Origin of the sequence: Streptomyces sp. NPDC096079, assembly GCF_040303145.1 — a bacterium.
Classification (GTDB): Bacteria; Actinomycetota; Actinomycetes; order Streptomycetales; family Streptomycetaceae; genus Streptomyces.
In genome coordinates, this window is the sequence record NZ_JBEOST010000001.1 from 223,861 (window position 1) to 245,228 (window position 21,368).

The following is a 21,368-nucleotide window of genomic DNA, read 5'->3' on the forward strand; positions in this document are numbered from 1 at the left end:
CCCGGTCGGCGGGTGGGACCGATGAAGCATCCGGTCCATCGGCGCCCACCCCCCTCACACTCTGTCCGCACTCTGGCACATCGGGTTGCGCCCGCGAAGACCTTTCCCCGGAATATGTCACCGCACCGCGCCGGTCCTCACTCCCCCGTCACCGACCCGAAGTCCGTCCCCGTGCCCAGGAACAGTCCCGCGCCCAGCAGGATCATCGTCGCCGGGACCATCAGCGTCGTGATCACCATCGTCGCCTTCGGCACCGCCTTCGCCGCCTTCCGTCGTGCGTTCTGCGCGTCCGTGCGCCGCATGTCGTTGGCGATCTGTATGAGGGTGTCGACGATGGGCGCGCCCAGTTCCTCTCCCTGCTGCAGCGCCGTCACGAACTGCGCCACCTGCTCCGAGTCGTTCCGCCTGCGCAGTTCGTCGAAGGCCTGGCGACGGCTCACGCCCATGTCCATCTGGCGGAGCGTGATGCGGAGTTCGTCGGACCACGGGCCCTCGTACTTCTCCGCCACCCGTTCCAGCGCCTGCCGGAAGCCCAGGCCCGCGCTGACCACGACCGCCAGGACGTCCAGGAAGTCCGGCAGGGTCCGTTCGATCTGGTCCTTGCGGATGCGGACCGCCGACCAGATCCCGACCTCCGTCCAGAACGCGCCGAACGCCAGGAGCAGCAGCGCCGTCACGTACGAGCCCTTGCCGATCATCACCAGGCCGCCGAGCCCGCCCAGGAAGCCGTAGACCGCCCGCCTCGCCCCGTACCGGTCGATCGTCAGGCCACCGGGGTTCCCCGCGAGGTCGATGCGGCGGCGGACCGCGTTCACCCGCTTGGGGCCCATGAGCCGCAGCACCGCCGGTGACCACCGCATCCCCAGGCGGTCGACGGCCGAGTCGACGGCTCCCGTGCGCGTGGCGCCGACCTCCAGCGCGAGCCTGAGGTCGTCGGGGAGTTTCGCGTCGGCCCGGTAGAGCCGCAGCCCGTAGGCGAAGCCCGCGACGGCGAGGCCCGCGAGGAGGGCGAGGAGAAGGTCCACGGCGGCGCTCCCTACACGTCGATCTTCGAGAAGCGGCGGATGACGGCGAAGCCGACGACGTACAACGCGAACGCCACGACCACGGCGAGCTGTCCGAGGCCCGATCCGGTCATCCGGTCGAGCGCCCCCGGCTGCATGTTGTCGATGAGCAGCAGCGAGCCGACGCCGATCACCGGGACGGAGTACGCGGTCATGCTCACCTGGGACAGCTGGGTGCGGACCTCGCGCCGGGTCTCCTTGCGCTCCTCCAGGGTCTCCGTGAGGTTCCGCAGGGAGGACACGACGGTGCCGCCGGCCCGGTTCGCGAGGACGAGGGTGGTGACGAGGACGACGAGTTCGCGGGAGGGCAGGCGCTCGGCGAGCTCTCCCAGGGCGTCGTCCAGCGAGGTGCCGACGGCCAGCTGCTGCGCCACCTTCTCCAGTTCGTCCCCGGCCGGCGCCTCCATCTCGTCGGCGGCCAGGCCGAGGGCCATGCGCAGGGCGAGTCCGGCCTGTGTGGCGTTGGCCAGGATCCGGGACAGTTCGGGGAGCTGGTTGATGAACCGCTCGATCCGCTTCTGCCGCTGCCAGTTGAGGTAGCCCATGGCCACCCAGATCCCGAGCAGCCCGCAGATCGGGCCGAAGAAGGGGGACAGCGCGGCCTGCCCCACGATCCAGAGGACCGTCACCGTCGCCGCCAGCGCCATCGTGAACTCGCCCGGCGTGACGTCGAGGCCCGTCGCCGCGATCCGCAGTTCCAGCTTCCGGCCGAGCGCGGTCTTCCGGACGCGCCGGTCGACGCCCCGGAAGCGCCTCCTGCGGCGGCCGGTCGCCGCCTCCGGTGCGCCGCTCTCGTCGAGACGGGCGACGAGGGCCGCGTGGCGGCGCGCCCCGCTCGCGTACAGCTGGACGCCGACGACTCCGAGGACGCAGGCGAGCAGTGCCACCCCGGTGGTGAGCCAGAAGGGGTCGATGGTCATCGCGGCGACTGTCATCACTCGGCCTCTCGGGTCGCCAGCAGGGCGTCCGTCGCCGCCACGCCGAAGGCCTGCGGGATGGGCTGGCCCGCCAGGTACAGGCGTTCGGCGACCCGCCGGGGCAGGGGGTGGTACGTGAACCGGCCGTACACCCGTCCGTCGGCCGCGACCGGTTCGGCCTGGAAGCGGCAGACGGTGGCGAGCAGGAAGCGTTCCCGGCCGTGCGAGGCGAGGACGGAGATCTCGGTGATGCGGCGGGTGCCGTCGGGGTGCCTGGTCAGCTGCACGAGGACGTCGACCGCGCTGTTGATCTGGTCGCGGAGCGCCTCGAACGGCACTTTCACCTCGGACATCGACGCCAGGGTCTGGAGCCGCATGAGGGCGTCCTCGGCGGAGTTCGCGTGGACGGTGGCGAGCGAGCCGTCGTGGCCGGTGGACATGGCCTGGAGCATGTCGAGGGTCTCGCCGCCGCGTACCTCTCCGACGATGATGCGGTCGGGGCGCATGCGCAGGGAGTTGCGGACGAGGTCCCGGATGGAGATGGCTCCCCGGCCCTCGATGTTCGGCGGGCGGGCCTCCAGGCGGATGACGTGGGACTGCTGGAGCTGGAGTTCCGCCGAGTCCTCGATGGTGATGATCCGCTCGCCGTCCGGGACGAGCCCGGACAGGGCGTTGAGGAGGGTCGTCTTCCCGGTGCCGGTGGCGCCCGAGACGATCAGGTTGAACTTGGCCTGCACGAGGCCGGAGAGCAGGAGCAGCATCTGCTCGTCGAGCGAGCCGAGCCCGATCATCTCGTGGAGCGTGTACGCCCGGGGGAAGCGGCGGATGGTGAGGGTGGCCCCGGTGAGGCTGAGCGGCGGGATGATGACGTTGACGCGCTCGCCGGAGGGGAGCCGGGCGTCGACCATCGGGTTCGACTCGTCGACCCGCCGGTTGACGGTGGAGACGATCCGCTCGATGGTCTGCATCAGCTGTTCGTGCGAGGCGAAGCGGAGCGGGAGGAGTTCCACGCGGCCGCCGCGCTCGATGAAGATCTGGTCGGGGCCGTTGACCATGATCTCCGTGATGGAGGCGTCTTCGAGGAGCGGTTCGAGGACGCCGAGTCCCAGCGCCTCGTCGACGACCCGGCGGATCAGCTGGGCCCGTTCGGCGGTGGAGAGGACGGGGCCCTCGCGGCTGATGATGTGGCCGAGGACCCGCTCCAGACGGGCCCGGCGCTCGGCCGCCGCGAGCGCCGACATCTCGGTGAGGTCGATCTCCTCCAGGAGCTTGGCCCGGAAGGCGGCGACGAGGTGGCCGTCCTCCCTGGCGGCCGCGGCGCCGCTCTCCTCGGGGGTGTTGATCCGGGCGCGCAGGCTCATGGCAGGTCCCCCTCGGACGACTCGGACGACTCGGACATCGGCATGGTGGCGGTCTTCCGCACGGGGTCGAAGCTCCAGAAGGGGACGACCGAGGGGATGCGTACGGTCACGGTGGCGACGGCCTCGTCCGCGGACGGGTCGACGCTCACGTCGGTGGCCCAGGCGGCGGCCGCGAAGCCGGCCGCGACGGGGTCGGGCGCGTCCTCCGCGTCGCTGCTCGCCGCCCGTGCCGCCGCCCGCGCCGCCGTGCCCGCCTGCTGGGCCGCGTACGCGGCGACGCCCAGCTGGAGGCCGGCGAGTCCGACGACGAGCAGGATCGGGAGGAACCCGAGGTACTCGATCGCGGCCTGCCCCCGGTCGCGCCCGCGGTTCCGGTCGCGCCCCCGGTCGCGGTCCCGCCCCCGTTCCCGCTGCTCTCCGCTCATGGCGTGGTGCCCCTTTCGTCCACGGCGGCCGCCTTGCCGTCCACCCGGAAGAGGCCTCCCACGCCCGGGACGAGGGCCGGCACCTGGAGGCTGACCACGGCGGTCACCATTCCGTCGCCCGTCGGGCAGTCCACCTCGGCCCCGTCCAGCCAGGCCCCGTCGAGGTGCCGCCTCGCCGCCTCGCCGCAGTCGTCGCCGACGGCCCCGGCGCGGGCCGCCTCGTCCGCCGCGTTCCCCGCCAGGGTGTACGTGTAGCCGACCAGGACGATCTGCCAGAGCAGCGCCAGGGTGAGCAGGATCAGCGGCACCATGCCGAGGAACTCCACCGCCACCTGTCCCCTGTCGTCGTCCCGGTGTGCCGCCCGCATCGTTCAGCGTCCTCCGGTGCGGCGGCGGAGGCCGAGCGAGCCGCGGTCGCCGGCGCGGGCCAGTTCCCTGCCGGGGGTCTCGGCGGCGGGCGGGCCGACCAGGCCCAGTTCGGCGGCGAGTGTCCAGAGGGCCTGCTTGACGGTCGACTTGGCGTCGAGTTCGTGGAGGCGGCCGGCGTCGACGACGGCCTGGAGTTCCTTGAAGTGGGCGGGGACGGTGACGCCCGCGACGCGGGTGCCGGTGATCTTCTGGACGAGGGGCGGCTGGATCTCGGTGGAGCGGTGGTGGCGGTTGACGAGGGTGACGGTCTCCTCGGCCTTGCGGACCTGGAGCCGTTCCCACATCCGTACCGTCCGTTTGGCGGCCCGGACGGCGATGACGTCCGGAGTGGTGACGAGGAGCGCGGTGTCGGCCATCTCGATGGCGGCGGCGTTCGCGCTGTCGAGCCGTGAGCCGCAGTCGAGGACGACGACCTCGTGCCGGCCGCGCAGGGCGCTGACGATCTGGCGGGCGGCGCGGTCGGTGACCTCCTCGCCGCGCTCGCCCTCCGCGGGCGCGAGGAGCAGCGAGAGGCCGGTCTCGTGGACGAAGACGGCGTCCTGGAGGACGCGGGGCGAGATGTCGGCGATGGTCGCGAGGTCGGCGACGGAGCGGCGGAACTGGACGTCGAGGTACGAGGCGATGTCGCCGCTCTGGAGGTCCATGTCGACGAGGGCGACGCTGCGTCCGGAGGCGCGGGCGGCGAGGGCGAGGTGGACGGCGGTGACGGTGGCGCCGACGCCGCCCTTGGCGCCGCTGACGGTGACGACGGTGCCGCCGGGTCCGGTGATCCGTTCGGCGCCGGCGCCGAGGTGGCGGCGGACGCCCAGGGACCACTGGGCGGCGGCCTGGACGCGGCTGGCGAGTTCCTCGTAGCCGAGGGGGAGGGTGACGAGGCCCCGGGCGCCGGAGTCCATGGCGGCGGAGAAGAGGACGGGGCTGGCGTCGGCGGTGATGAGGACGACGCCGACGGCGGGGAAGCGGAGGGCGACCTCGCGGACGAGTTCGAGCGCGGGGACGGGCCCGATCCGCTCGTGGACGAGGACGACCTCGGGGAGTTCGTCGAGGGAGGCGGCGGCGAGGCGGGCGAGGGTGTCGACGAGCTGGGTGGAGTCGGTGACCGGCTGGGCGGGTTCGGCGTCGGGGAGCTGGCTGAGCAGCGTGCTGACGGACCGGGCCGCGTCGGGGTCGCCGACGGCCGGCAGGATCCTGGTGGTCATACCGGCCTCACTTGTCCTTGTCGAGCGTGTAGGTGCGGTCGCCCTTGTCGACGGGGGTGCCGGCCGGGGAGCCGTCCGCGGAGGGGGCGACGAGGGCGAGGCGTACGTGCTCGGCGAAGGACTCGGCGTACGCGACGCGCTGGGTGTCGAGGGTGGAGAGCGCGAAGGTGATGGGGACGGTGGAGGTGGCCCGGTCGGCGCGGTCGGAGCGGGCGGAGACGGGGGTGAGCTGGCCGACGTCGAGGACGCGGGCGCCGGCGACGATCATCCGGGACTGGTCGGGGTCGCCCTTCTTCTCGCCGGCGAAGGTGGCGTAGATGTTGACGGTGGAACCGGTGTTGATCTTCCCGGCGACGCCGGTGGCGGCGTCGACCATGATCGCGATCTCCTGCTCGCCCGGCTTGAGCTGGGGCCGGTCGACGATCATGTCGCTCTGGAGGAGGGAGCCGGCCTTGAGGCGGGTGACGGCGATCTTGCCCTCGATCCGGCGGAGGTCGGTGACGGCGGTCGCGGAGAGCCAGCGCTCGGGCATGGAGATCTTCTCGAACTGGTCGGCCTTCAGCGGCTTGTAGGGCTCCACGTCGTCCTTGAGCCGGTACGCCGTGGTCTCCGGTCCGACCTTCGCGTTCACGTCGCTGATGACGGCGAGCACGCCGGCGAAGGCGCCGAGGGCGCACAGGACGGAGAGCAGCAGCAGGATCACGCCGCGGCGCTGGCGGGAGTTCATGACCGTACTTCCTCGATCGGAGACGTGGGGCGGTGGCGGGGACGGGGACCTCGGCGGAGGCGTACGGGACCGCTCACGGCAGCGCGGCGCGGGCGGTACCGGCGCCGGGGGCGAGGGCGCGCGCCCCCCGCTCGGCCGGCGGGCGCAGGGGGGCGGCGCAGAAGCCGCAGCGGTCGCCGATGAGCTCCATCCCGCACCAGTGGCAGATCTCCCGCCGTACGGAGGAGACGAGCTGGTGGAGGACGGGGAGGTCCGGGAGGTACGCGGCGAACTCGACGAGTTTGCCCGTGCCCCACCAGCCGGGCGAGGACGCGGGCAGGGGGGTCTCGTGGACGGGCCCGGGGATCCGCCAGGCGGGGACGAGGGCGGTGGTGGGCCAGTCGGTCTGCAGCTGACCGCGGGCGAGGAGCAGTTCGGTGCCGAACTCGGGTCCGGCGAGGGTCTCCCCGCCGGAGCCGGAGCCGAGCCGCACGAGCTGCGGGGTGGGTCCGGCGAGGACGGCGAAGTGGGCGCCGGGGAGCCAGCCCTTGAGGTGCGAGCCGAGGCTGACGGGGACGCGGTCGAGGCGGGAGACGGAGCCGAGGACGGCGCCGGCGTAGATGTAGTGGGCGAGCAGCCGGGCGGCGGAGGCGAGGACTCCGGGGCTGAAGTCGCAGCCGGCGAGCTGGCGCAGCTGGCGGACGAGGACGGCGGCGCCGAGCGGTGGCAGATCGGTCCTGACGAGGGCGATCCGGTCGCTCTCCAGGAGGGCGCGGACGGCGCGCAGCCGGTGCTCGACCGCGGGGGGCGCGGCGGTGGGGCAGACGACGACCACGTGTCCGTACCGGGCGAGGAGCTGTTGCATGTCCGCGAGGGAGGCGTCGAGCGGGCGGGTCTCGGGGGGCGGGAGCACGGCCGCCTGCGGGGTGCGGGGGTCGGTCGGGGGCAGCACCAGGTCGGCGCTGGTGACGGCGATCGCTGTCGGCACGTCGGACCCCCCGTCCCCTCCGGCCTCCGGTGCCCCGGGGGCCGCGGATCACTTACCGCGTTCGCGGCGTCACCGCAGGGTGCCGCCGTCTCTGCACCTTATCCACGTCCCCCGGGGTGGTGAACAGACAATCCGCCAAGCTGCCCCCACTAATTTGCGCCCTGACCTCGGCCGCCGGCATCCGTCCCGCCGCCCCGGCCGAACTCCGTTCCGTGCCGGAGGTATTGACAACGCGATTGGTCTGGACCAACTTGTTGCGACAGCGGTGGCCACCGCCGGTACCCCCCGTACCCGCACCTCCCCTCCGTACGACGACGTACGGCACCTCCACATCCCCAACTCCCCCACCGGAGGATGCACGTGGACCGCACCACCACCCGCCCGCGCGGACGGCGCCGGCTCTCCGGAGCCCTCGCGCTCGCCGTCGGATCCGGGCTCGTCCTCGTCGGCGGAGCCGGCACCGCGCAGGCGGCGGACGTCAACGTCGCCAAGAACGCCGGATTCGAGAACGGCCTCGCCAACTGGTCCTGCTCCGCCGGGAGCGGCGCCGCCGTCTCCTCGCCGGTCCGCACCGGCACCGGCGCGCTCCGGGCCACCCCCGCCGGGCTCGACAACGCCAAGTGCGTGCAGACCGTGGCCGTGAAGCCCAACTCGACGTACACCCTGAGCGCCTGGGCCCAGGGCGGCTACGCCTACCTCGGCGCCAACAACACCGGGACCGGCACCGGCACGGTCTCCACCTGGACGCCCGACAGCCCCTCCTGGAAGCAGCTCACCACCACCTTCACCACCGGGGCGAGCACCACCTCGGTCGAGATCTACACCCACGGCTGGTACGGCACCTCCCCCTACCTCGTCGACGACGTGAGCGTCTTCGGGCCCGACGGGGGCGGCGGCCAGGACCCCGACCCGGTCGTCCCGTCCACCCCGGCCGGCCTCTCCGCCGGCACGGTCACCAGCAGCTCCGTCGCACTGAGCTGGGGCGCGGTCAACGGCGCCACGGCCTACAAGGTGTACCGGGACGGTGCCAACCCGCAGACGGTGACCGGCACGTCGGCCACCGTCACCGGGCTCACCGCCGACACCGCGTACCAGTTCCAGGTCTCCGCGACGAACTCCGCCGGCGAGTCCGCGAAGTCCGCCGCCGTGTCGGCCCGCACCTCCAAGGCCACCGACCCGGGCCCCGGCCCGGCCGTGCCCAAGCACGCCGTCACCGGCTACTGGCAGAACTTCGACAACGGGGCCGCGAAGCAGAAGCTGCGGGACGTCCAGGCCGCGTACGACATCATCGCGGTCTCGTTCGCCGACTCGACGGCCACGCCCGGTCAGATCACCTTCAACCTCGACCCCGCCGTCGGCTACGCCTCGGTCGCCGACTTCAAGGCGGACGTCGCGGCCAAGAAGGCGGCCGGCAAGTCCGTGATCCTCTCGGTCGGCGGCGAGAAGGGCAACGTCACGATCAACAGTGACGCCACCGCGACCGCCTTCGCCGACAGCGCGTACGCCCTGATGCAGGAGTACGGCTTCAACGGCGTCGACATCGACCTGGAGCACGGCGTCAACGCCACGTACCTCACCAAGGCGCTGCGCCAGCTCTCCGCCAAGGCGGGCTCCTCGATGGTCCTGACGATGGCGCCGCAGACCATCGACATGCAGAACACGAGCTCGGAGTACTTCAAGACCGCGCTGGCCGTGAAGGACATCCTCACGGTCATCAACACCCAGTACTACAACAGCGGTTCGATGCTCGGCTGCGACGGCAAGGTCTACAGCCAGGGCTCGGTGGACTTCCTCACCGCGCTCGCCTGCATCCAGCTCCAGGGCGGACTCGCCCCGTCCCAGGTCGGCCTGGGCGTCCCGGCCTCCACGCGGGGCGCGGGCAGCGGCTACGTCGACCCGCAGATCGTGAAGAACGCGCTCGACTGCCTGACCAGGGGCACCGGCTGCGGCACCTTCAAGCCGGCCCAGACCTGGCCGTCGCTGCGCGGCGCCATGACCTGGTCGACCAACTGGGACGCGACGGCCGGCAACGCCTGGTCGAACGCGGTGGGCCCGCACGTGCACAACCTGCCGTAGCGGACCCGGCCCGTGGGCCCGCGCAGCGCCGCCGCTCCCCCGGCGGCGCTGCGTCGTCTCCTCACGCGGGCAGGTAGTGGCGCAGCACCGGGTCGAGCAGCCGGATCCAGTCGTCGACCCGGGCGGCCCTGCGGCCGTCGACCTCGCAGTCGTAGACCGAGCCGTCGTAGAGGGTGACGGAGACGCGCAGCACCCGGTCGCGCCGCACGCGCTCGTACCGTACGGCCCCGATCTCGCTCCAGAGGAAGTCGGCCTCCTCGCCGAAGAAGTTCAGGAACACGCCGGTGCCGTCGACGTCGACGCCGGAGTTCCGGTCGGCGGCGGTGAACCGCGGCGCGGGCTGCGGCGGGACCAGGGGCGGCGGGGGAACGTAGCGGTACGCGGGATGCGGTACGGGGGCGGGCTCGGGCGCCGGGAGGGATCCGGGTGCGGCACCGGGCACGGCGTCCCGGACGCCGTCCGGCCACGGCGGGGGCACGGCGTCGACGGGCCCGGAGGGGGTCGAGGAGGACGGGGGCGTCGACGGGGCCGAGGGGCCCGGGGGCATCGGGGCGGCCGGGGGCGCCGCGTCGGCGGGCCCCGCCGCGAGCCGGGGGTCCGGGACCACCGCCGGGGCCTGCGCCACCGGTCCCGCCGGCCCCGGCGCCAGCTCGTCCATGAGGGCGTCGGGCGTCGGCCGTTCGGCGGGGTCCTTCGCGAGGCAGCGCCCCACGAGCCCGCGCAGCGCCTCCGGTACGGCGCCGAGGTCGGGCGCCTCGTGCACCGACCGGTACATGAGCCCCATCGGCGTCCCGTCCCCGAAGGGCCGTCCGCCGGCCGCGGCAACGAGGACGGCGCCGAGCGCGAACACGTCGGCGGCTCCGGTCACCTCCTCGCCGAGGGCCTGTTCGGGGGCGAGGTAGCCGGGGGTGCCGAAGGCGCTGCCGGTGGCGGTGAGCCGGGTCGACTCCAGGGCGCGGGCGATCCCGAAGTCCAGGACGCGCGGCCCGTCGGCCGCCATGACGATGTTGCCGGGCTTGAGGTCGCGGTGGACGAGCCCGCAGGCGTGGATGGCCTCCAGGGCCTCGGCGAGCGCGGCCCCGAGGGAGCGCAGCCGCGCCTCGTCCATGGGGCCCTGGGCGGTGACGAGCGCGGACAGGGTGGGGCCCGGGATGTAGGCGGTGGCGAGCCAGGGGGCCTCCGCCTCGGGGTCGGCGTCGACGACCTGCGCGGTGTGGAATCCGCCGACCTGCCGGGCCGCGGCGACCTCGGCGCGGAAGCGGGCGCGGAAGGACGGGTCGGAGGCGAGTTCCGGCCGTGCGACCTTGACGGCGACGGCGCGCCCGCCGCGCGATCGGGCGAGATAGACGGTGCCCATGCCGCCTTCGCCTAGCTTGTGCTCGATGACGTACTTACCGATGAGGGTCCCCACGCGGGACAGTATGGCCGAACTGCATGCCTTGACCCGTCCATGACATAGCCGGACCATGTGGCCCGGACGCCCGGACGCGGCACGCACCGCGCCCTCACGCGCCCGCACACCGGCATGTGCCGGACCGTCACACCCGGACACCCGCACGACCTGGTCGCACTCCCCCACACTCCCCACCCAGGAGACAGCATGCGACGTCCCCTCCGCGGCAGAAGGGCCGCCACCCTCGCGGCCCTCGTGGCGCTCGCCCTCGCGGCGCCCCTCTCCGCCCTCAGTACGCCCGCCGGGGCCGACCCGGCGCCGACCGCCGCCCGCCTCGCGTCCGGCGCGGAGGAGGTGATCCGGCAGTACGAGATCGCCGGACCGTCCACCCCCGCCGAGCGCTCCGCGCTGACCGCCACCGGCGTCTCGATCGACGAGGTCGACGCCCGCTCGGTCGTCGTCAGCGCCAACACCGGGCAGCTCGCCCGCCTCAAGGCCCTCGGCTACCGGCCGGTCGCCCTCCCGGCCCCGCCGGACCGCCGCACCGAGGCCGACAAGACGGCCGGCCCGCTCGACTTCCCCTCCGCCGACGCGAAGTACCACAACTACGCGGAGATGACCTCGGAGATCGACCAGCGCATCGCCGCGTACCCCTCGATCATGAGCAAGCGGGTCATCGGCAAGACGTACCAGGGCCGGGACATCGTCGCCATCAAGATCAGCGACAACGTCGCCACCGACGAGAACGAGCCCGAGGTCCTCTTCACCCACCACCAGCACGCCCGCGAGCACCTCACCGTCGAGATGGCGCTCTACCTGCTCCGCGAGTTCGGCGCGGGCTACGGCACGGACTCCCGCATCACCGGCATGGTGGACAACCGGGAGATCTGGATCGTCCCCGACCTCAACCCGGACGGCGGCGAGTACGACATCGCGAGCGGCTCCTACCGCAGCTGGCGCAAGAACCGGCAGCCCAACTCCGGCTCCTCCTACATCGGCACGGACCTCAACCGGAACTGGAACTACAAGTGGGGCTGCTGCGGCGGCTCCTCCGGCACCAAGAGCTCCGAGACCTACCGGGGCGCGGCCCCCGAGTCCGCCCCCGAGGTGAAGGTCGTCGCCGACTTCGTCCGCTCCCGGGTGGTCGGCGGCAAGCAGCAGATCACCGCGGCCATCGACTTCCACACGTACAGCGAGCTGGTCCTCTGGCCCTTCGGCTGGACCACGGCCAACACCACCACCGGCATGACCCAGGACGACCGCGACGCCTTCGCGACCATCGGCCGGTCGATGGCGGCGAGCAACAACTACACGCCGGAGCAGTCCAGCGACCTGTACATCACGGACGGCTCGATCGACGACTACCTGTGGGGCACGCAGAAGATCTTCGCGTACACCTTCGAGATGTACCCGTCGAACGGCGGCGGGGGCTTCTACCCGCCCGACGAGGTCATCGAGCGCGAGACGAGCCGCAACCGCGACGCCGTCCTCCAGCTCCTGGAGAACGCGGACTGCATGTACCGCTCGATCGGCAAGCAGGCGCAGTACTGCGCGGCCTGACGGCCCGTGGGTGAAGGGGGTGCCCCGGCGGGGGCACCCCCTTCGTCCGCGCTCAGCCGAGGACGGCGAGCGCGTCGATCTCGACGAGGAGGCCGGCCGGCAGTCCGACGTAGACCGTCGTGCGGGCGGAGGCGGGGGCCTTGAGGTCCTGCTCCTCGAAGTACCGGTCGTAGATCTCGTTCATCTCCGCGAAGTGGTCCACGTCCGTGAGGTAGACGCGCATCATCATCACGTCGTCCCAGCTCGCGCCGCCCTCCTCCAGGATCGCCTTGACGTTGGCGAAGGTCTGCAGGGTCTGCTCGCGCAGGGTCGGGCCCGCGACCGTCGGGGCCCGGCCCTCGACGGCGGGCAGGAAGCCGACCTGGCCGGCGACCTGGAGGATGTTCCCCTTGCGCACGCCGTGCGAGAACCTCGCGGGCGGGGCGGTGTGGGTGGCGGGGGTGAGGGCGGTCTTCTCGGTCATGCGGTCGGTTCCTCTGATTCCTTCGTCGGGGCGGCGCCGGAGTACTCGCGGCTGATGGCGTCCGCGGTGTCGCGCACCTGCGGGAGGAGGGTGAGGAGTTCCTCGGCGGTGACGACGACGTTGGGCGCCGAGACCGACATGGCGGCGACGACGCGCCCGTCGGCGCCCCGGATCGGGGCGCCGACGCAGTTGATGGACTCCTCGTGGCCACCGAGGTCGGTGGCCCAGCCCTGCTCGCGCACGGTCGCCAGCTCCTTGAGGAAGGCGGCGGCGTTCGGCGTCGAGCGGGGCGTGTACGGGGGGTAGTCGAGCCGGGCGGCGACGGCGCGCCGCTCCTGCTCGGGCAGATCGGCGAGGAGCAGCTTGGCGACCGCGGCGACGGTGATCGCGACGGGCTTGCCGATGCGCGAGTACATGCGGACCGGGTAGCGGCTCTCCACCTTGTCGATGTAGACGACCTCGCCCTCCTCGTACACCGCCAGGTGGATCGTGTGCCCGATCCGCTCGTTGAGGGCGGTGAGGTACGGGTGGGCGATCTCGCGGACGTCGAGGTTCTCGACGGCCTCCTGCGCGAGCGCGAAGAGACGCGCGCCGAGGCGGTAGCGCTGGTCCTGCTGGCGGTGCACGAGCCCGTGCTCGTGCAGCGTGCGCAGCAGCCGCAGCGCCGTGGACTTGTGCACGCCGAGCCGCTCGGCGACCTGCCCGAGGTCGGCGGGCCCCTGGGCGAGCAGCGGCAGGATGCTGAGCGCCCGGTCGACGGTCTGGCTCATGGCGTACGTACCTCCTGGTCGTCCCCCGTCCAGCCGGGGCCGAGGTGAAGTGTGCCCCAGGCGGCGTCGTCGAGCGCGACGAGACGGTCGGCGTGCTCGCGGCGGGGCGGCGCGGCGAAGTCCCCGGGAACGGTGAGCGCGGCGGCGGCGGCGAGGTGCCCGTGCCTCAGCCGAGCGCCCGTGCCGAGCCCCCGGAGGGTCGCCGACAGGAACCCGGCGACGAACGCGTCACCGGCGCCGACGGGCGAGACGAGGGCGACGCGGGGGGCGGGGACGCGGGTGACGACGTCGGCGCGCGGGTCGGCGTCGACGTCGTCCGAACCGGAGGGCGGCGCGGCGCGCTCGAAGGCCACCGCGCCCTCCCCGCCCCGCTTCACCACCAGCACCGACGGCTCCGGCAGTACCGCGCGGATCGGCTCCGGATCCGCCACCCCCCACAACCGCTCCGCCTCGTCGGCGCCCACGAAGACGACGTCCGCCCGCCGCGCGAGTTCGAGGAGGACCTCGGGGGCGCCGCCTTCGCGCCAGAGCCCCGCCCGGTGGTTCACGTCGAACGACACCAGCGGCCGGCCGGGGCGGGGCGCGGTGAGCTCGCGCAGCAGGGCCAGGCAGTCCGCCGAGAGCGCGGCGGTGATCCCGGTGACGTGCAGGATCCGCGCGCCGGCGACGGAGGCGTACGGCACGGTCGCGGGCGACATCGCGGAGGCGGCGGACCCGGCCCGGTAGTAGACGACCTCGTGCGCGTCGGTGGCCCGGTCCTCGTCCGTGCGGAAGTAGACGCCGGTCGGCCGGTGCGGGTCGCGGCCGACCGCGCCGACGTCGACCCCGTGGGCCGCGATCGTGTCGACGAGGTGCTCGCCGAAGCCGTCGCGCCCGACGCGCCCGACCCACCGCACCCGGTGCCCGGCGGCGGCCAGCGCGCAGGCCACGTTGGACTCGGCGCCGCCGATCGCGCGGGTGAAGGAGGGAACATGGGCGAGGCGTCCGGGCCGGGAGGGCAGGAAGGTCACCATGGACTCACCCAGACAGACGACGTCCGGGGCCGTGCCCGGGGCCGCCGGCACGCGCGCGGGTCCGCTCACTCCCGGGCTCCTCAGACTCGTACGGGTCCATTGACCCGGCCTTGGCCCGGATGTTAGACAGCCATCAGCACCATGCGCAATGAGCGTTGCACCTTGCGCAACGCCCACGATGAGGAGGCCTCATGCCCGACCTGGCGAACGAGCGCGTCGACCACCGCTTCAAGGCCCTGCCCCCGGACGCCGAGGGCCTGACCGTCGGCGAACTCTCCGCCCAGCGGCGCAACCTCTTCACCGGCGGCTACACCACCCCGGTCCTGGCCCTCTCCGCCGAGTCCGTCGAGCACAACCTCCGCCTCCTGGAGACCTACGCCGAGCGCCACGGCCTCGCGTTCGCCCCGCACGGCAAGACCTCCATGGCCCCCCAGCTCTTCGACCGGCAGCTGGAGCACGGCGCCTGGGGCATCACCGCCGCCGTCCCCCACCAGGCCCGCGTCTACCGCGCCCACGGCGTCTCCCGGATCTTCCTGGCGAACGAACTGGTCGACGCCGTCGCCCTGCGCTGGCTCGCCGACGAGCTCGACGCCGACCCGGACTTCCGCCTCGTCTGCTACGTCGACTCCGTGCGCGGCGTCGAGCTGATGGACGAGGCCCTGCGCGCGCACGGCGCTCGCCGCCCCGTCGACGTCGTCGTCGAACTGGCCGCCGGCGCGACCGGCCGGACGGGCGCGCGGACCGAGGCGGACTGCGCCGCGGTCGCCGACGCGGTCGCCGCCGCCCCCACCCTGCGGCTGGTCGGCGTCGCCGGATACGAGGGCACGATGCCCGGGGCGGACGCCGAGCGGGTACGGGAGTGGCTGCACCGCCTCGTGGGGCTCGCCGCCGACTTCGACAAGGCCGGCCGCTTCGACCCGGCCGTCGGCGAGATCGTCGTGAGCGCGGGCGGCAGCGAGTGGTTCGACACGGTCGCCGAGGTCTTCGCGCAGATCCCCGGGCTCTCCCTCCCGGTCCTGAAGCTGCTGCGTTCCGGCGCGTACGTCTCCCACGACGACGGCCAGTACCGCAACCGCACCCCCTTCAACCGGATCCCGGAGGAGGGCGCGCTCCAGCCCGCGTTCCGGCTCTGGTCGCAGGTCGTCTCCCGGCCCACCGACGAGCAGGCCTTCACCAACGCGGGCAAGCGGGACGCCGCCCACGACCTGCACCTCCCCGAGGCCCAGGTGGTCCGTGACGCCCGCACGGGTGAGATCCGCCCCGCCGAGGGCATCACCGTCACGGGACTCTCCGACCAGCACGCCTGGCTCGCCACCGCGCCGGGCGCGGACGTGGAGGTCGGCGACTGGGTGGGCATGGGCCTCTCCCACCCCTGCACGATCTTCGACAAGTGGCAGCTGATCCCGGTCGTCGAGGCGGACGGCACGGTGGTCGACCACATCCGCACGTTCTTCTGACCGGCGGATCGACGAAGGGGGCAGGGCATGGACCTCGTCTTCCGGGACGCGGAGGTCGTCGACGGCAGCGGCGGCGACTCCTACCGGGCCGACGTCGGGATCGAGGGCGGCCGGATCGTCTCGATCGTCAAGGAGGCCGCGGCGGCAGGCTGCCAGCGCCCGACCGCCCGCCGCGTCCTGGACGCCGAGGGCCTCGTCCTCGCCCCCGGTTTCATCGACATGCACGCGCACAGCGACCTCGCGCTGCTCCGCGACCCGGACCACAGCGCGAAGGCGGCGCAGGGCGTGACCCTGGAGGTGCTGGGCCAGGACGGCCTGTCGTACGCGCCGGTGGACGACCGCACCCTCGCCGAGGTCCGCCGGGCGATCGCCGGCTGGAACGGCGGTGCGCCCGGGGACACGACCGTCGACTTCGACTGGCGCACGGTCGGCGGGTACCTGGACCGTCTCGACCGTGCGCACGGCGGTCGGGGCATCGCCGTGAACGCGGCCTACCTGGTCCCGCAGGGCACGGTCCGCATGTACGCGATGGGCTGGGAGGACCGGCCGGCGACGGCGGCCGAGCTCGACCGCATGCGGCGGCTGGTCGCCGAGGGCCTGGAGCAGGGCGCGGTCGGCATGTCCTCCGGCCTCACCTACACCCCCGGGATGTACGCGCCGGACTCCGAGCTCACCGAGCTGTGCCGGGTCGTGGCCGAGCACGGCGGCTACTACTGCCCGCACCACCGCTCGTACGGGGCGGGGGCGCTGCGCGCGTACGAGGAGATGGTGGCGCTCACCCGGGAGGCGGGCTGCGCCCTGCACCTGGCGCACGCCACCATGAACTTCGGCGTGAACGAGGGCAGGGCGCCGGAGCTCCTCGCCCTCCTCGACGCGGCCCTGGACGCGGGCTCCGACATCAGCCTCGACACCTATCCGTACACCCCGGGCAGCACGACGCTGCTCGCGCTGCTCCCGAGCTGGGCGAGCGAGGGCGGCCCGGAGGCGGCCCTGTCCCGCCTGCGGGACGGCACCGCGGCGGAGCGGATCCGGCACCATCTGGAGGAGCTCGGCTCGGACGGCTGCCACGGGGTGCCGGTCGACTGGTCCACGATCGAGGTCTCGGGCGTGACGGACCCGGCCCTCGCGGACCACGTGGGCCGCCGGGTGGACGGCTGGACGACGGCCCGCCGGCTCCTCCTGGAGGACCGGCTCGGCACGACGATCCTCCAGCACGTGGGCCACGAGGAGAACGTCCGGACGATCATGCGCCACCGGGTGCACACGGGCGGCTCGGACGGCATCCTCCAGGGACTCAAGCCGCACCCGCGCGCGTACGGCACGTTTCCGGAGTACCTGGGGCGGTACGTGCGGGAGCTCGGCGTGCTGTCCCTGGAGGAGTGCGTCGCGCACCTCACCTCCCGGCCCGCGGCCCGGCTCCGCCTCCCGGACCGGGGTCTGGTGCGGGAGGGGTACCGGGCGGACCTGGTGCTCTTCGACCCGCTGACGGTCGCGTCGCCCGCGACGTACGAGAAGCCCCGCGCCCTCCCGGTGGGCATCCCGCACGTCCTGATCGACGGCAGGTTCGTCATGGAGGACGGCCGGCGCACGGACGCGCTGGCGGGCCGGTCAGTGCGGCGGACGCAGCCCCGCTGAGTCGCGGGCGGGCGCCCCCGCCCGCGCGGGGCGGGTGCGCTGCGGCGGAAGCGACGGGGCGGCGTCCGCGGGGAGGCCGGCGGGCCACGGCTCCCGCCGGACCCACACCAGACCCGCCACCAGCACGAGTCCCGCCGCCACGAACCCGTACCACGGCGTGTGCCCCGACGGCTGCGTCTCGAACACGAGTGCCGCCGAGAGCACGGCCAGGACCTGCCCCGCCCGGCTCCGCCAGGCGACGGCCGCGACGACGACCGCCCCCCACAGCAGGTACCAGGGCTGGACCATCGGCGAGAGGGCGACGAGCGCGACCAGCGAGAGCCCGAGCCCGAGGACGGGGTCGAGCCGGCCCCGGTACGACCGCCAGGCCAGCGCCGCGACGAACGCCAGGGCGAGCAGCAGCCCGAGCTTCTGTGCCGCCCCCTTCACCGGCTCCGCCTCGCCGCCGAACAGCAGCCCGAGGCCGAGGCCGAGGTCGCTCGTGAGCGACAGGGGCGTGTGGATGGCCGCGGCGACGCCCTGCGTCCGCAGCCAGCCGAACCCGGTCCCGGCGAGCAGCGAGGCCCCCGCCGCCACGGCGCCCGCGACCGCTCCCGGCAGCAGGAGTCCCTTCAGGAAGCCCCGTACGCCGCCCCCGCGCGCGAGGAGCACGCCGATGAAGAGCAGGGCGACCGCCGCCGGGGACTTCACCATCACGGCGAGGCCGACGAGGACGCAGCCGAGCACCCACCGTCCACGGGTGGCGAGCAGGACGCCGGCGAGCACGAGGCCGATCATCAGCCCGTCGTTGTGCATGCCGCCGACGACGTGGATCAGGAGCAGCGGGTTGAGGGCGGCGAGCCAGAGCGCCCCGTCCCGGCCGCCGGGACCGCCGCCGAGCCCGCGCACGGCCCAGACGATCAGGGCGAGCGCGCCGAGGGCGATCAGCCGCAGGCCGAGGACGGCCGGCACGACCGCCCCGCCGGTCACCTTCACGACGGCGGCGGCGAGGAGGAGGAAGGCGGGTCCGTACGGCGCGGGGGTGTCCGTCCAGTTCCCGCCGACGCTCGCCGCCGCGTCCCACCCGAGGTCGTCGGGGCCGAGGACGGAGGGCCCCGCGCCGTACACGTCGTGGCCTTCGAGGACCATGGCGCCCTGGGCGACGTAGCTGTAGACGTCGGCGCTGTGCAGCGGCGGGGCGAGGAGCAGCGGCGCGGTCCAGCAGGCGAGGGTGGCGAGCACCCCGTCGCGCGGGCCGCGGGCGAGCAGGACGCCGTACCGCCACCAGGCGGCGACGAGCAGGGTCAGGCCGAGGCACGCGAGGACGGCGCCGGCGACGGTGAGCGCGGAGCCGCGCGGTTCCCACAGGCCCCAGCCGCCGCGTACGGGCAGTGTTCCGGCGGCCCAGCCGCCCGCGGCGACGGCGAGCGAGCCGCCCGCGCCCAGCCATCGGCATCCGGAAGCACTGAAAGACCACATGACGGGCCAACCTACCCCGAGGGCCCCGCCTCCCCCGATTCGAGGCCGCCGCCCGCCCGCCCGGGGCCCAGGCCCCGGCCCCGGCCCCGGGGCGGACCTACCTCAGCCGCTTGCCCGCTCCCCGGCCCTTCCCCGGCTTCCCGCGGCGTGCGTCGTCCGAGGCGGTGGCGGAGGTCTCCGCCGAGGGCGTGGCGGTCGGCGGGGCGGGGGTCGCGCCCCCGGACGGAGCAGTGGTGGCCGCCGTCTTCGCGCCGGGCGTGCCGGCCGGCCGGCCGGGCGCGGTGCCGCCCGAGGAGCCGGGGGACGTGGCCGTGCCGGAGGTCCCTGCGGTCCCGTCGGCCGGGTCCGCCTGGATCAGCGCGGGCGGTCCCTGGCGGCCGCCCTCGCCCGGGGAGCGGGTGCCGCCGCCCTTGCCGAGGCCGCCGGCGAGCAGCGCGGCGGCGAGCCCGAGGACGGTGGCACCGCCGCCCGCGAGCAGCCACAGGCCTCCCCGGCCCCGGCGGGCGGGGGCGTGGCGGCGGCGGGCGCGCCGTGGTCCGGCGGCTCGGGGGTCGTGGTGGCTCATGGCCGGGATTGTAGGGAGCACGACACCGCGGCCGGGGCCCGGGGCGGGCCCGGGTCACGCGCGCCCCGCTGTCCGACGTGTCCCAAAACACTCCGCGTCGCGCCCGGCCCCGCCGTAAGCTCTCGTCATGCAGGTGATCCAGTCCACGAAGCTCGCCAACGTCTGTTACGAAATCCGGGGTCCGGTGCTCGAAGAGGCGATGCGGCTCGAAGCCGCGGGTCATCGCATCCTCAAGCTGAACACCGGCAATCCGGCCGCCTTCGGCTTCGAGTGCCCGCCCGCCATCCTGGAGGACGTGCTCCGCAACCTCTCCGAGGCGCACGGCTACGGCGACGCGAAGGGGCTGCTCTCGGCCCGCCGGGCGGTGATGAGCCACTACGAGACGAAGGGCATCCCGCTCTCCGTCGAGGACATCTACCTCGGCAACGGCGTCTCGGAGCTGATCCAGATGTCGATGCAGGCGCTGCTCGACGACGGCGACGAGGTGCTCGTCCCGGCGCCCGACTATCCGCTGTGGACGGCCTCGGTCTCGCTCGCGGGCGGTACGGCCGTGCACTACCGCTGCGACGAGCAGGCGGACTGGATGCCGGACCTCGCGGACATCGAGCGGAAGATCACGGACCGCACCAAGGCGATCGTGATCATCAACCCGAACAACCCGACGGGTGCCGTCTACGACGACGAGATGCTCCGCTCGCTGACGGAGATCGCCCGCCGCCACAACCTGGTCGTCTGCTCGGACGAGATCTACGACAAGATCCTCTACGACGGCACCACGCACACCCCGACCGCCGCGATCGCCCCCGATCTCCTCGTCCTCACCTTCAACGGGATGAGCAAGAACTACCGGGTGGCCGGTTTCCGCTCGGGCTGGCTCGCGGTCTGCGGCCCGAAGCACCACGCCTCCTCGTACATCGAGGGCCTCACGATCCTCGCGAACATGCGCCTCTGCGCGAACATGCCGGCGCAGCACGCGGTGGCCGCCGCGCTCCAGGGCCGGCAGTCGATCGAGGACCTGGTGCAGCCGGGCGGGCGGCTCCTGGAGCAGCGCGACACGGCGTACGAGCTGCTCACGCAGATCCCGGGCGTGACGTGCGTGAAGCCGAAGGGCGCGCTGTACCTCTTCCCGCGCCTCGACCCGAACGTCTACAAGATCAAGGACGACCGGCAGATGGTCCTGGACCTGCTGCGGGCCGAGAAGATCATGGTGGTGCACGGGACGGGCTTCAACTGGCACGAGCCGGACCACTTCCGGATCGTGACGCTGCCGGCGGCGGCGGACCTGGCGGACGCGGTGACCCGGATCGGGCGGTTCCTGGACGGGTACAGCCAGCCCTGATCCCACACGCCGGACAAGGCTCAACTTTAGACCTTATCTAAGCTAGGATGGCTCCAGAGCAACCGCAGGAGGCCATCCCCATGTACGAACCGATCCGCACGAAGTCGGTCCACCGGATGGCCGACGACGCCCAGGACGCGTACCCGCACCGCTCCCGCGAGGAGGAGCTGGACATCCAGCTCGCAGGACACCTCGCCGCCCTGCTCGCCGTCACCGACGAGCTGGGCGACACGGAGGCCGGCGAGCTCATCGCCCGGCAGGTGGCGCGGCTGCGCGGCGCACCGCCCGCGCGGCACGCCGGACTGAGCGGCTCGTCCGCGCAGGACCTGCACCGCAAGGCGCACGCCCTCGCGGGCCGCGCCCTGGTCGTCGCCGCCTCCCGGGCCGACACGGCCGCCGCGATCCTCGCCGCCGAGCGGATGGACGCGCACACCGCGGCGCTGGCCGGGGAACCCACCCTGGCCGCGGTCGCCGCCCCCTGACGGCCCCGGGCCGCGCGGCACGAACCGCGCGGCCCGGGAGCCACCCACCCTCCCCGGAGGGCCGCGGG

20 protein-coding genes are annotated in these 21,368 nt (G+C 73.7%); 6 read left to right on the forward strand and 14 right to left on the reverse strand.

The window, feature by feature from the left end; translation table 11 throughout:
• Positions 1-137: 137 nt before the first annotated feature.
• The 8 genes from ABTY59_RS01025 to ABTY59_RS01060 form a co-directional block, all read right to left on the reverse strand.
• Positions 138-1,025: a DUF5936 domain-containing protein gene (locus tag ABTY59_RS01025; RefSeq protein WP_352016786.1), complete on the reverse strand. Its 888-nt coding sequence runs from the start codon at positions 1,023-1,025 to the stop codon at positions 138-140.
• Positions 1,026-1,036: 11 nt separating this feature from the next.
• Positions 1,037-1,984 (reverse strand): type II secretion system F family protein, encoded by a 948-nt coding sequence (locus ABTY59_RS01030; RefSeq protein WP_352016787.1) that lies wholly within the window; start codon positions 1,982-1,984, stop codon positions 1,037-1,039.
• A 14-nt stretch (positions 1,985-1,998) separates the two neighbouring features.
• Positions 1,999-3,342, reverse strand: a complete 1,344-nt coding sequence (locus tag ABTY59_RS01035) for a TadA family conjugal transfer-associated ATPase (RefSeq protein WP_352016788.1) — start codon at positions 3,340-3,342, stop codon at positions 1,999-2,001.
• Positions 3,339-3,767: a TadE/TadG family type IV pilus assembly protein gene (locus ABTY59_RS01040; protein ID WP_352016789.1), complete on the reverse strand. Its 429-nt coding sequence runs from the start codon at positions 3,765-3,767 to the stop codon at positions 3,339-3,341. Before ABTY59_RS01040 ends, ABTY59_RS01035 begins: the two co-directional genes overlap by 4 nt.
• Complete coding sequence (locus ABTY59_RS01045; RefSeq protein WP_352016790.1) at positions 3,764-4,135, reverse strand: TadE/TadG family type IV pilus assembly protein; 372 nt, start codon at positions 4,133-4,135, stop codon at positions 3,764-3,766. Before ABTY59_RS01045 ends, ABTY59_RS01040 begins: the two co-directional genes overlap by 4 nt.
• Positions 4,136-4,138: 3 nt before the next feature.
• Positions 4,139-5,395, reverse strand: a complete 1,257-nt coding sequence (locus tag ABTY59_RS01050; protein ID WP_352016791.1) for a CpaE/TadZ family protein — start codon at positions 5,393-5,395, stop codon at positions 4,139-4,141.
• 7 nt (positions 5,396-5,402) lie between these two features.
• Positions 5,403-6,122 (reverse strand): Flp pilus assembly protein CpaB, encoded by a 720-nt coding sequence (cpaB, locus tag ABTY59_RS01055; protein ID WP_352016792.1) that lies wholly within the window; start codon positions 6,120-6,122, stop codon positions 5,403-5,405.
• 73 nt (positions 6,123-6,195) lie between these two features.
• Positions 6,196-7,089: a hypothetical protein gene (locus tag ABTY59_RS01060; RefSeq protein WP_352016793.1), complete on the reverse strand. Its 894-nt coding sequence runs from the start codon at positions 7,087-7,089 to the stop codon at positions 6,196-6,198.
• A 354-nt stretch (positions 7,090-7,443) separates the two neighbouring features.
• Here ABTY59_RS01060 and ABTY59_RS01065 point away from each other — a divergent pair, with 354 nt between their 5' ends.
• The gene (locus ABTY59_RS01065; protein WP_502995320.1) at positions 7,444-9,165 is read left to right on the forward strand and encodes a chitinase; all 1,722 of its coding nucleotides are present in this window, start codon (positions 7,444-7,446) and stop codon (positions 9,163-9,165) included.
• A gap of 61 nt (positions 9,166-9,226) precedes the next feature.
• Here the strand turns inward: ABTY59_RS01065 and ABTY59_RS01070 are convergent, their stop codons facing one another.
• The gene (locus ABTY59_RS01070; protein ID WP_352016795.1) at positions 9,227-10,576 is read right to left on the reverse strand and encodes a serine/threonine-protein kinase; all 1,350 of its coding nucleotides are present in this window, start codon (positions 10,574-10,576) and stop codon (positions 9,227-9,229) included.
• A 189-nt stretch (positions 10,577-10,765) separates the two neighbouring features.
• Here ABTY59_RS01070 and ABTY59_RS01075 point away from each other — a divergent pair, with 189 nt between their 5' ends.
• Positions 10,766-12,118: a M14 family metallopeptidase gene (locus tag ABTY59_RS01075; protein WP_352016796.1), complete on the forward strand. Its 1,353-nt coding sequence runs from the start codon at positions 10,766-10,768 to the stop codon at positions 12,116-12,118.
• A 52-nt stretch (positions 12,119-12,170) separates the two neighbouring features.
• Here the strand turns inward: ABTY59_RS01075 and ABTY59_RS01080 are convergent, their stop codons facing one another.
• From ABTY59_RS01080 to ABTY59_RS01090, 3 genes are read right to left on the reverse strand one after another with little or no spacing between them, the layout of a single operon-like run.
• Positions 12,171-12,581, reverse strand: coding sequence for a RidA family protein (locus tag ABTY59_RS01080; protein WP_352016797.1), 411 nt, complete (start codon positions 12,579-12,581; stop codon positions 12,171-12,173).
• Complete coding sequence (locus tag ABTY59_RS01085) at positions 12,578-13,351, reverse strand: IclR family transcriptional regulator (RefSeq protein WP_352016798.1); 774 nt, start codon at positions 13,349-13,351, stop codon at positions 12,578-12,580. The genes ABTY59_RS01080 and ABTY59_RS01085 overlap by 4 nt, the downstream gene beginning before the upstream one ends.
• Positions 13,348-14,433: a sugar kinase gene (locus tag ABTY59_RS01090; protein ID WP_352016799.1), complete on the reverse strand. Its 1,086-nt coding sequence runs from the start codon at positions 14,431-14,433 to the stop codon at positions 13,348-13,350. Before ABTY59_RS01090 ends, ABTY59_RS01085 begins: the two co-directional genes overlap by 4 nt.
• 122 nt (positions 14,434-14,555) lie before the next feature.
• On the opposite strand from ABTY59_RS01090, the gene ABTY59_RS01095 reads away from it, so the two are divergent.
• Both ABTY59_RS01095 and ABTY59_RS01100 read left to right on the forward strand, forming a co-directional pair.
• Entirely contained in the window at positions 14,556-15,821 is a 1,266-nt protein-coding gene (locus ABTY59_RS01095; RefSeq protein ID WP_352016800.1) for an alanine racemase, read from the forward strand.
• Positions 15,822-15,848: 27 nt separating this feature from the next.
• Complete coding sequence (locus ABTY59_RS01100) at positions 15,849-17,456, forward strand: N-acyl-D-amino-acid deacylase family protein (protein WP_352016801.1); 1,608 nt, start codon at positions 15,849-15,851, stop codon at positions 17,454-17,456.
• Here the strand turns inward: ABTY59_RS01100 and mptB are convergent.
• Both mptB and ABTY59_RS01110 read right to left on the reverse strand, forming a co-directional pair.
• Positions 17,430-18,914, reverse strand: a complete 1,485-nt coding sequence (gene mptB, locus ABTY59_RS01105) for a polyprenol phosphomannose-dependent alpha 1,6 mannosyltransferase MptB (RefSeq protein ID WP_352016802.1) — start codon at positions 18,912-18,914, stop codon at positions 17,430-17,432. The two genes, ABTY59_RS01100 and mptB, sit on opposite strands and share 27 nt — an antisense overlap.
• A 97-nt stretch (positions 18,915-19,011) precedes the next feature.
• Complete coding sequence (locus ABTY59_RS01110) at positions 19,012-19,479, reverse strand: hypothetical protein (RefSeq protein ID WP_352016803.1); 468 nt, start codon at positions 19,477-19,479, stop codon at positions 19,012-19,014.
• Positions 19,480-19,606: 127 nt separating this feature from the next.
• Between ABTY59_RS01110 and ABTY59_RS01115 the strand changes: the two genes are divergently transcribed.
• Positions 19,607-20,818, forward strand: a complete 1,212-nt coding sequence (locus ABTY59_RS01115) for a pyridoxal phosphate-dependent aminotransferase (protein ID WP_352016804.1) — start codon at positions 19,607-19,609, stop codon at positions 20,816-20,818.
• Between the two features lie 80 nt (positions 20,819-20,898).
• Complete coding sequence (locus ABTY59_RS01120) at positions 20,899-21,300, forward strand: SCO4983 family protein (RefSeq protein WP_352016805.1); 402 nt, start codon at positions 20,899-20,901, stop codon at positions 21,298-21,300.
• Positions 21,301-21,368 lie beyond the last annotated feature (68 nt).

Coding starts and splice junctions, on each gene's coding strand:
- ABTY59_RS01030 (WP_352016787.1), bottom strand. CDS start 1,984: ATGACCATCGACCCCTTCTGGCTCACCACCGGGGTGGCACTGCTCGCC.
- ABTY59_RS01035 (WP_352016788.1), bottom strand. CDS start 3,342: ATGAGCCTGCGCGCCCGGATCAACACCCCCGAGGAGAGCGGCGCCGCG.
- ABTY59_RS01040 (WP_352016789.1), bottom strand. CDS start 3,767: ATGAGCGGAGAGCAGCGGGAACGGGGGCGGGACCGCGACCGGGGGCGC.
- ABTY59_RS01045 (WP_352016790.1), bottom strand. CDS start 4,135: ATGCGGGCGGCACACCGGGACGACGACAGGGGACAGGTGGCGGTGGAG.
- ABTY59_RS01050 (WP_352016791.1), bottom strand. CDS start 5,395: ATGACCACCAGGATCCTGCCGGCCGTCGGCGACCCCGACGCGGCCCGG.
- cpaB (WP_352016792.1), bottom strand. CDS start 6,122: ATGAACTCCCGCCAGCGCCGCGGCGTGATCCTGCTGCTGCTCTCCGTC.
- ABTY59_RS01065 (WP_502995320.1), top strand. CDS start 7,444: ATGCACGTGGACCGCACCACCACCCGCCCGCGCGGACGGCGCCGGCTC.
- ABTY59_RS01075 (WP_352016796.1), top strand. CDS start 10,766: ATGCGACGTCCCCTCCGCGGCAGAAGGGCCGCCACCCTCGCGGCCCTC.
- ABTY59_RS01080 (WP_352016797.1), bottom strand. CDS start 12,581: ATGACCGAGAAGACCGCCCTCACCCCCGCCACCCACACCGCCCCGCCC.
- ABTY59_RS01085 (WP_352016798.1), bottom strand. CDS start 13,351: ATGAGCCAGACCGTCGACCGGGCGCTCAGCATCCTGCCGCTGCTCGCC.
- ABTY59_RS01095 (WP_352016800.1), top strand. CDS start 14,556: ATGCCCGACCTGGCGAACGAGCGCGTCGACCACCGCTTCAAGGCCCTG.
- ABTY59_RS01100 (WP_352016801.1), top strand. CDS start 15,849: ATGGACCTCGTCTTCCGGGACGCGGAGGTCGTCGACGGCAGCGGCGGC.
- mptB (WP_352016802.1), bottom strand. CDS start 18,914: ATGTGGTCTTTCAGTGCTTCCGGATGCCGATGGCTGGGCGCGGGCGGC.
- ABTY59_RS01110 (WP_352016803.1), bottom strand. CDS start 19,479: ATGAGCCACCACGACCCCCGAGCCGCCGGACCACGGCGCGCCCGCCGC.
- ABTY59_RS01115 (WP_352016804.1), top strand. CDS start 19,607: ATGCAGGTGATCCAGTCCACGAAGCTCGCCAACGTCTGTTACGAAATC.
- ABTY59_RS01120 (WP_352016805.1), top strand. CDS start 20,899: ATGTACGAACCGATCCGCACGAAGTCGGTCCACCGGATGGCCGACGAC.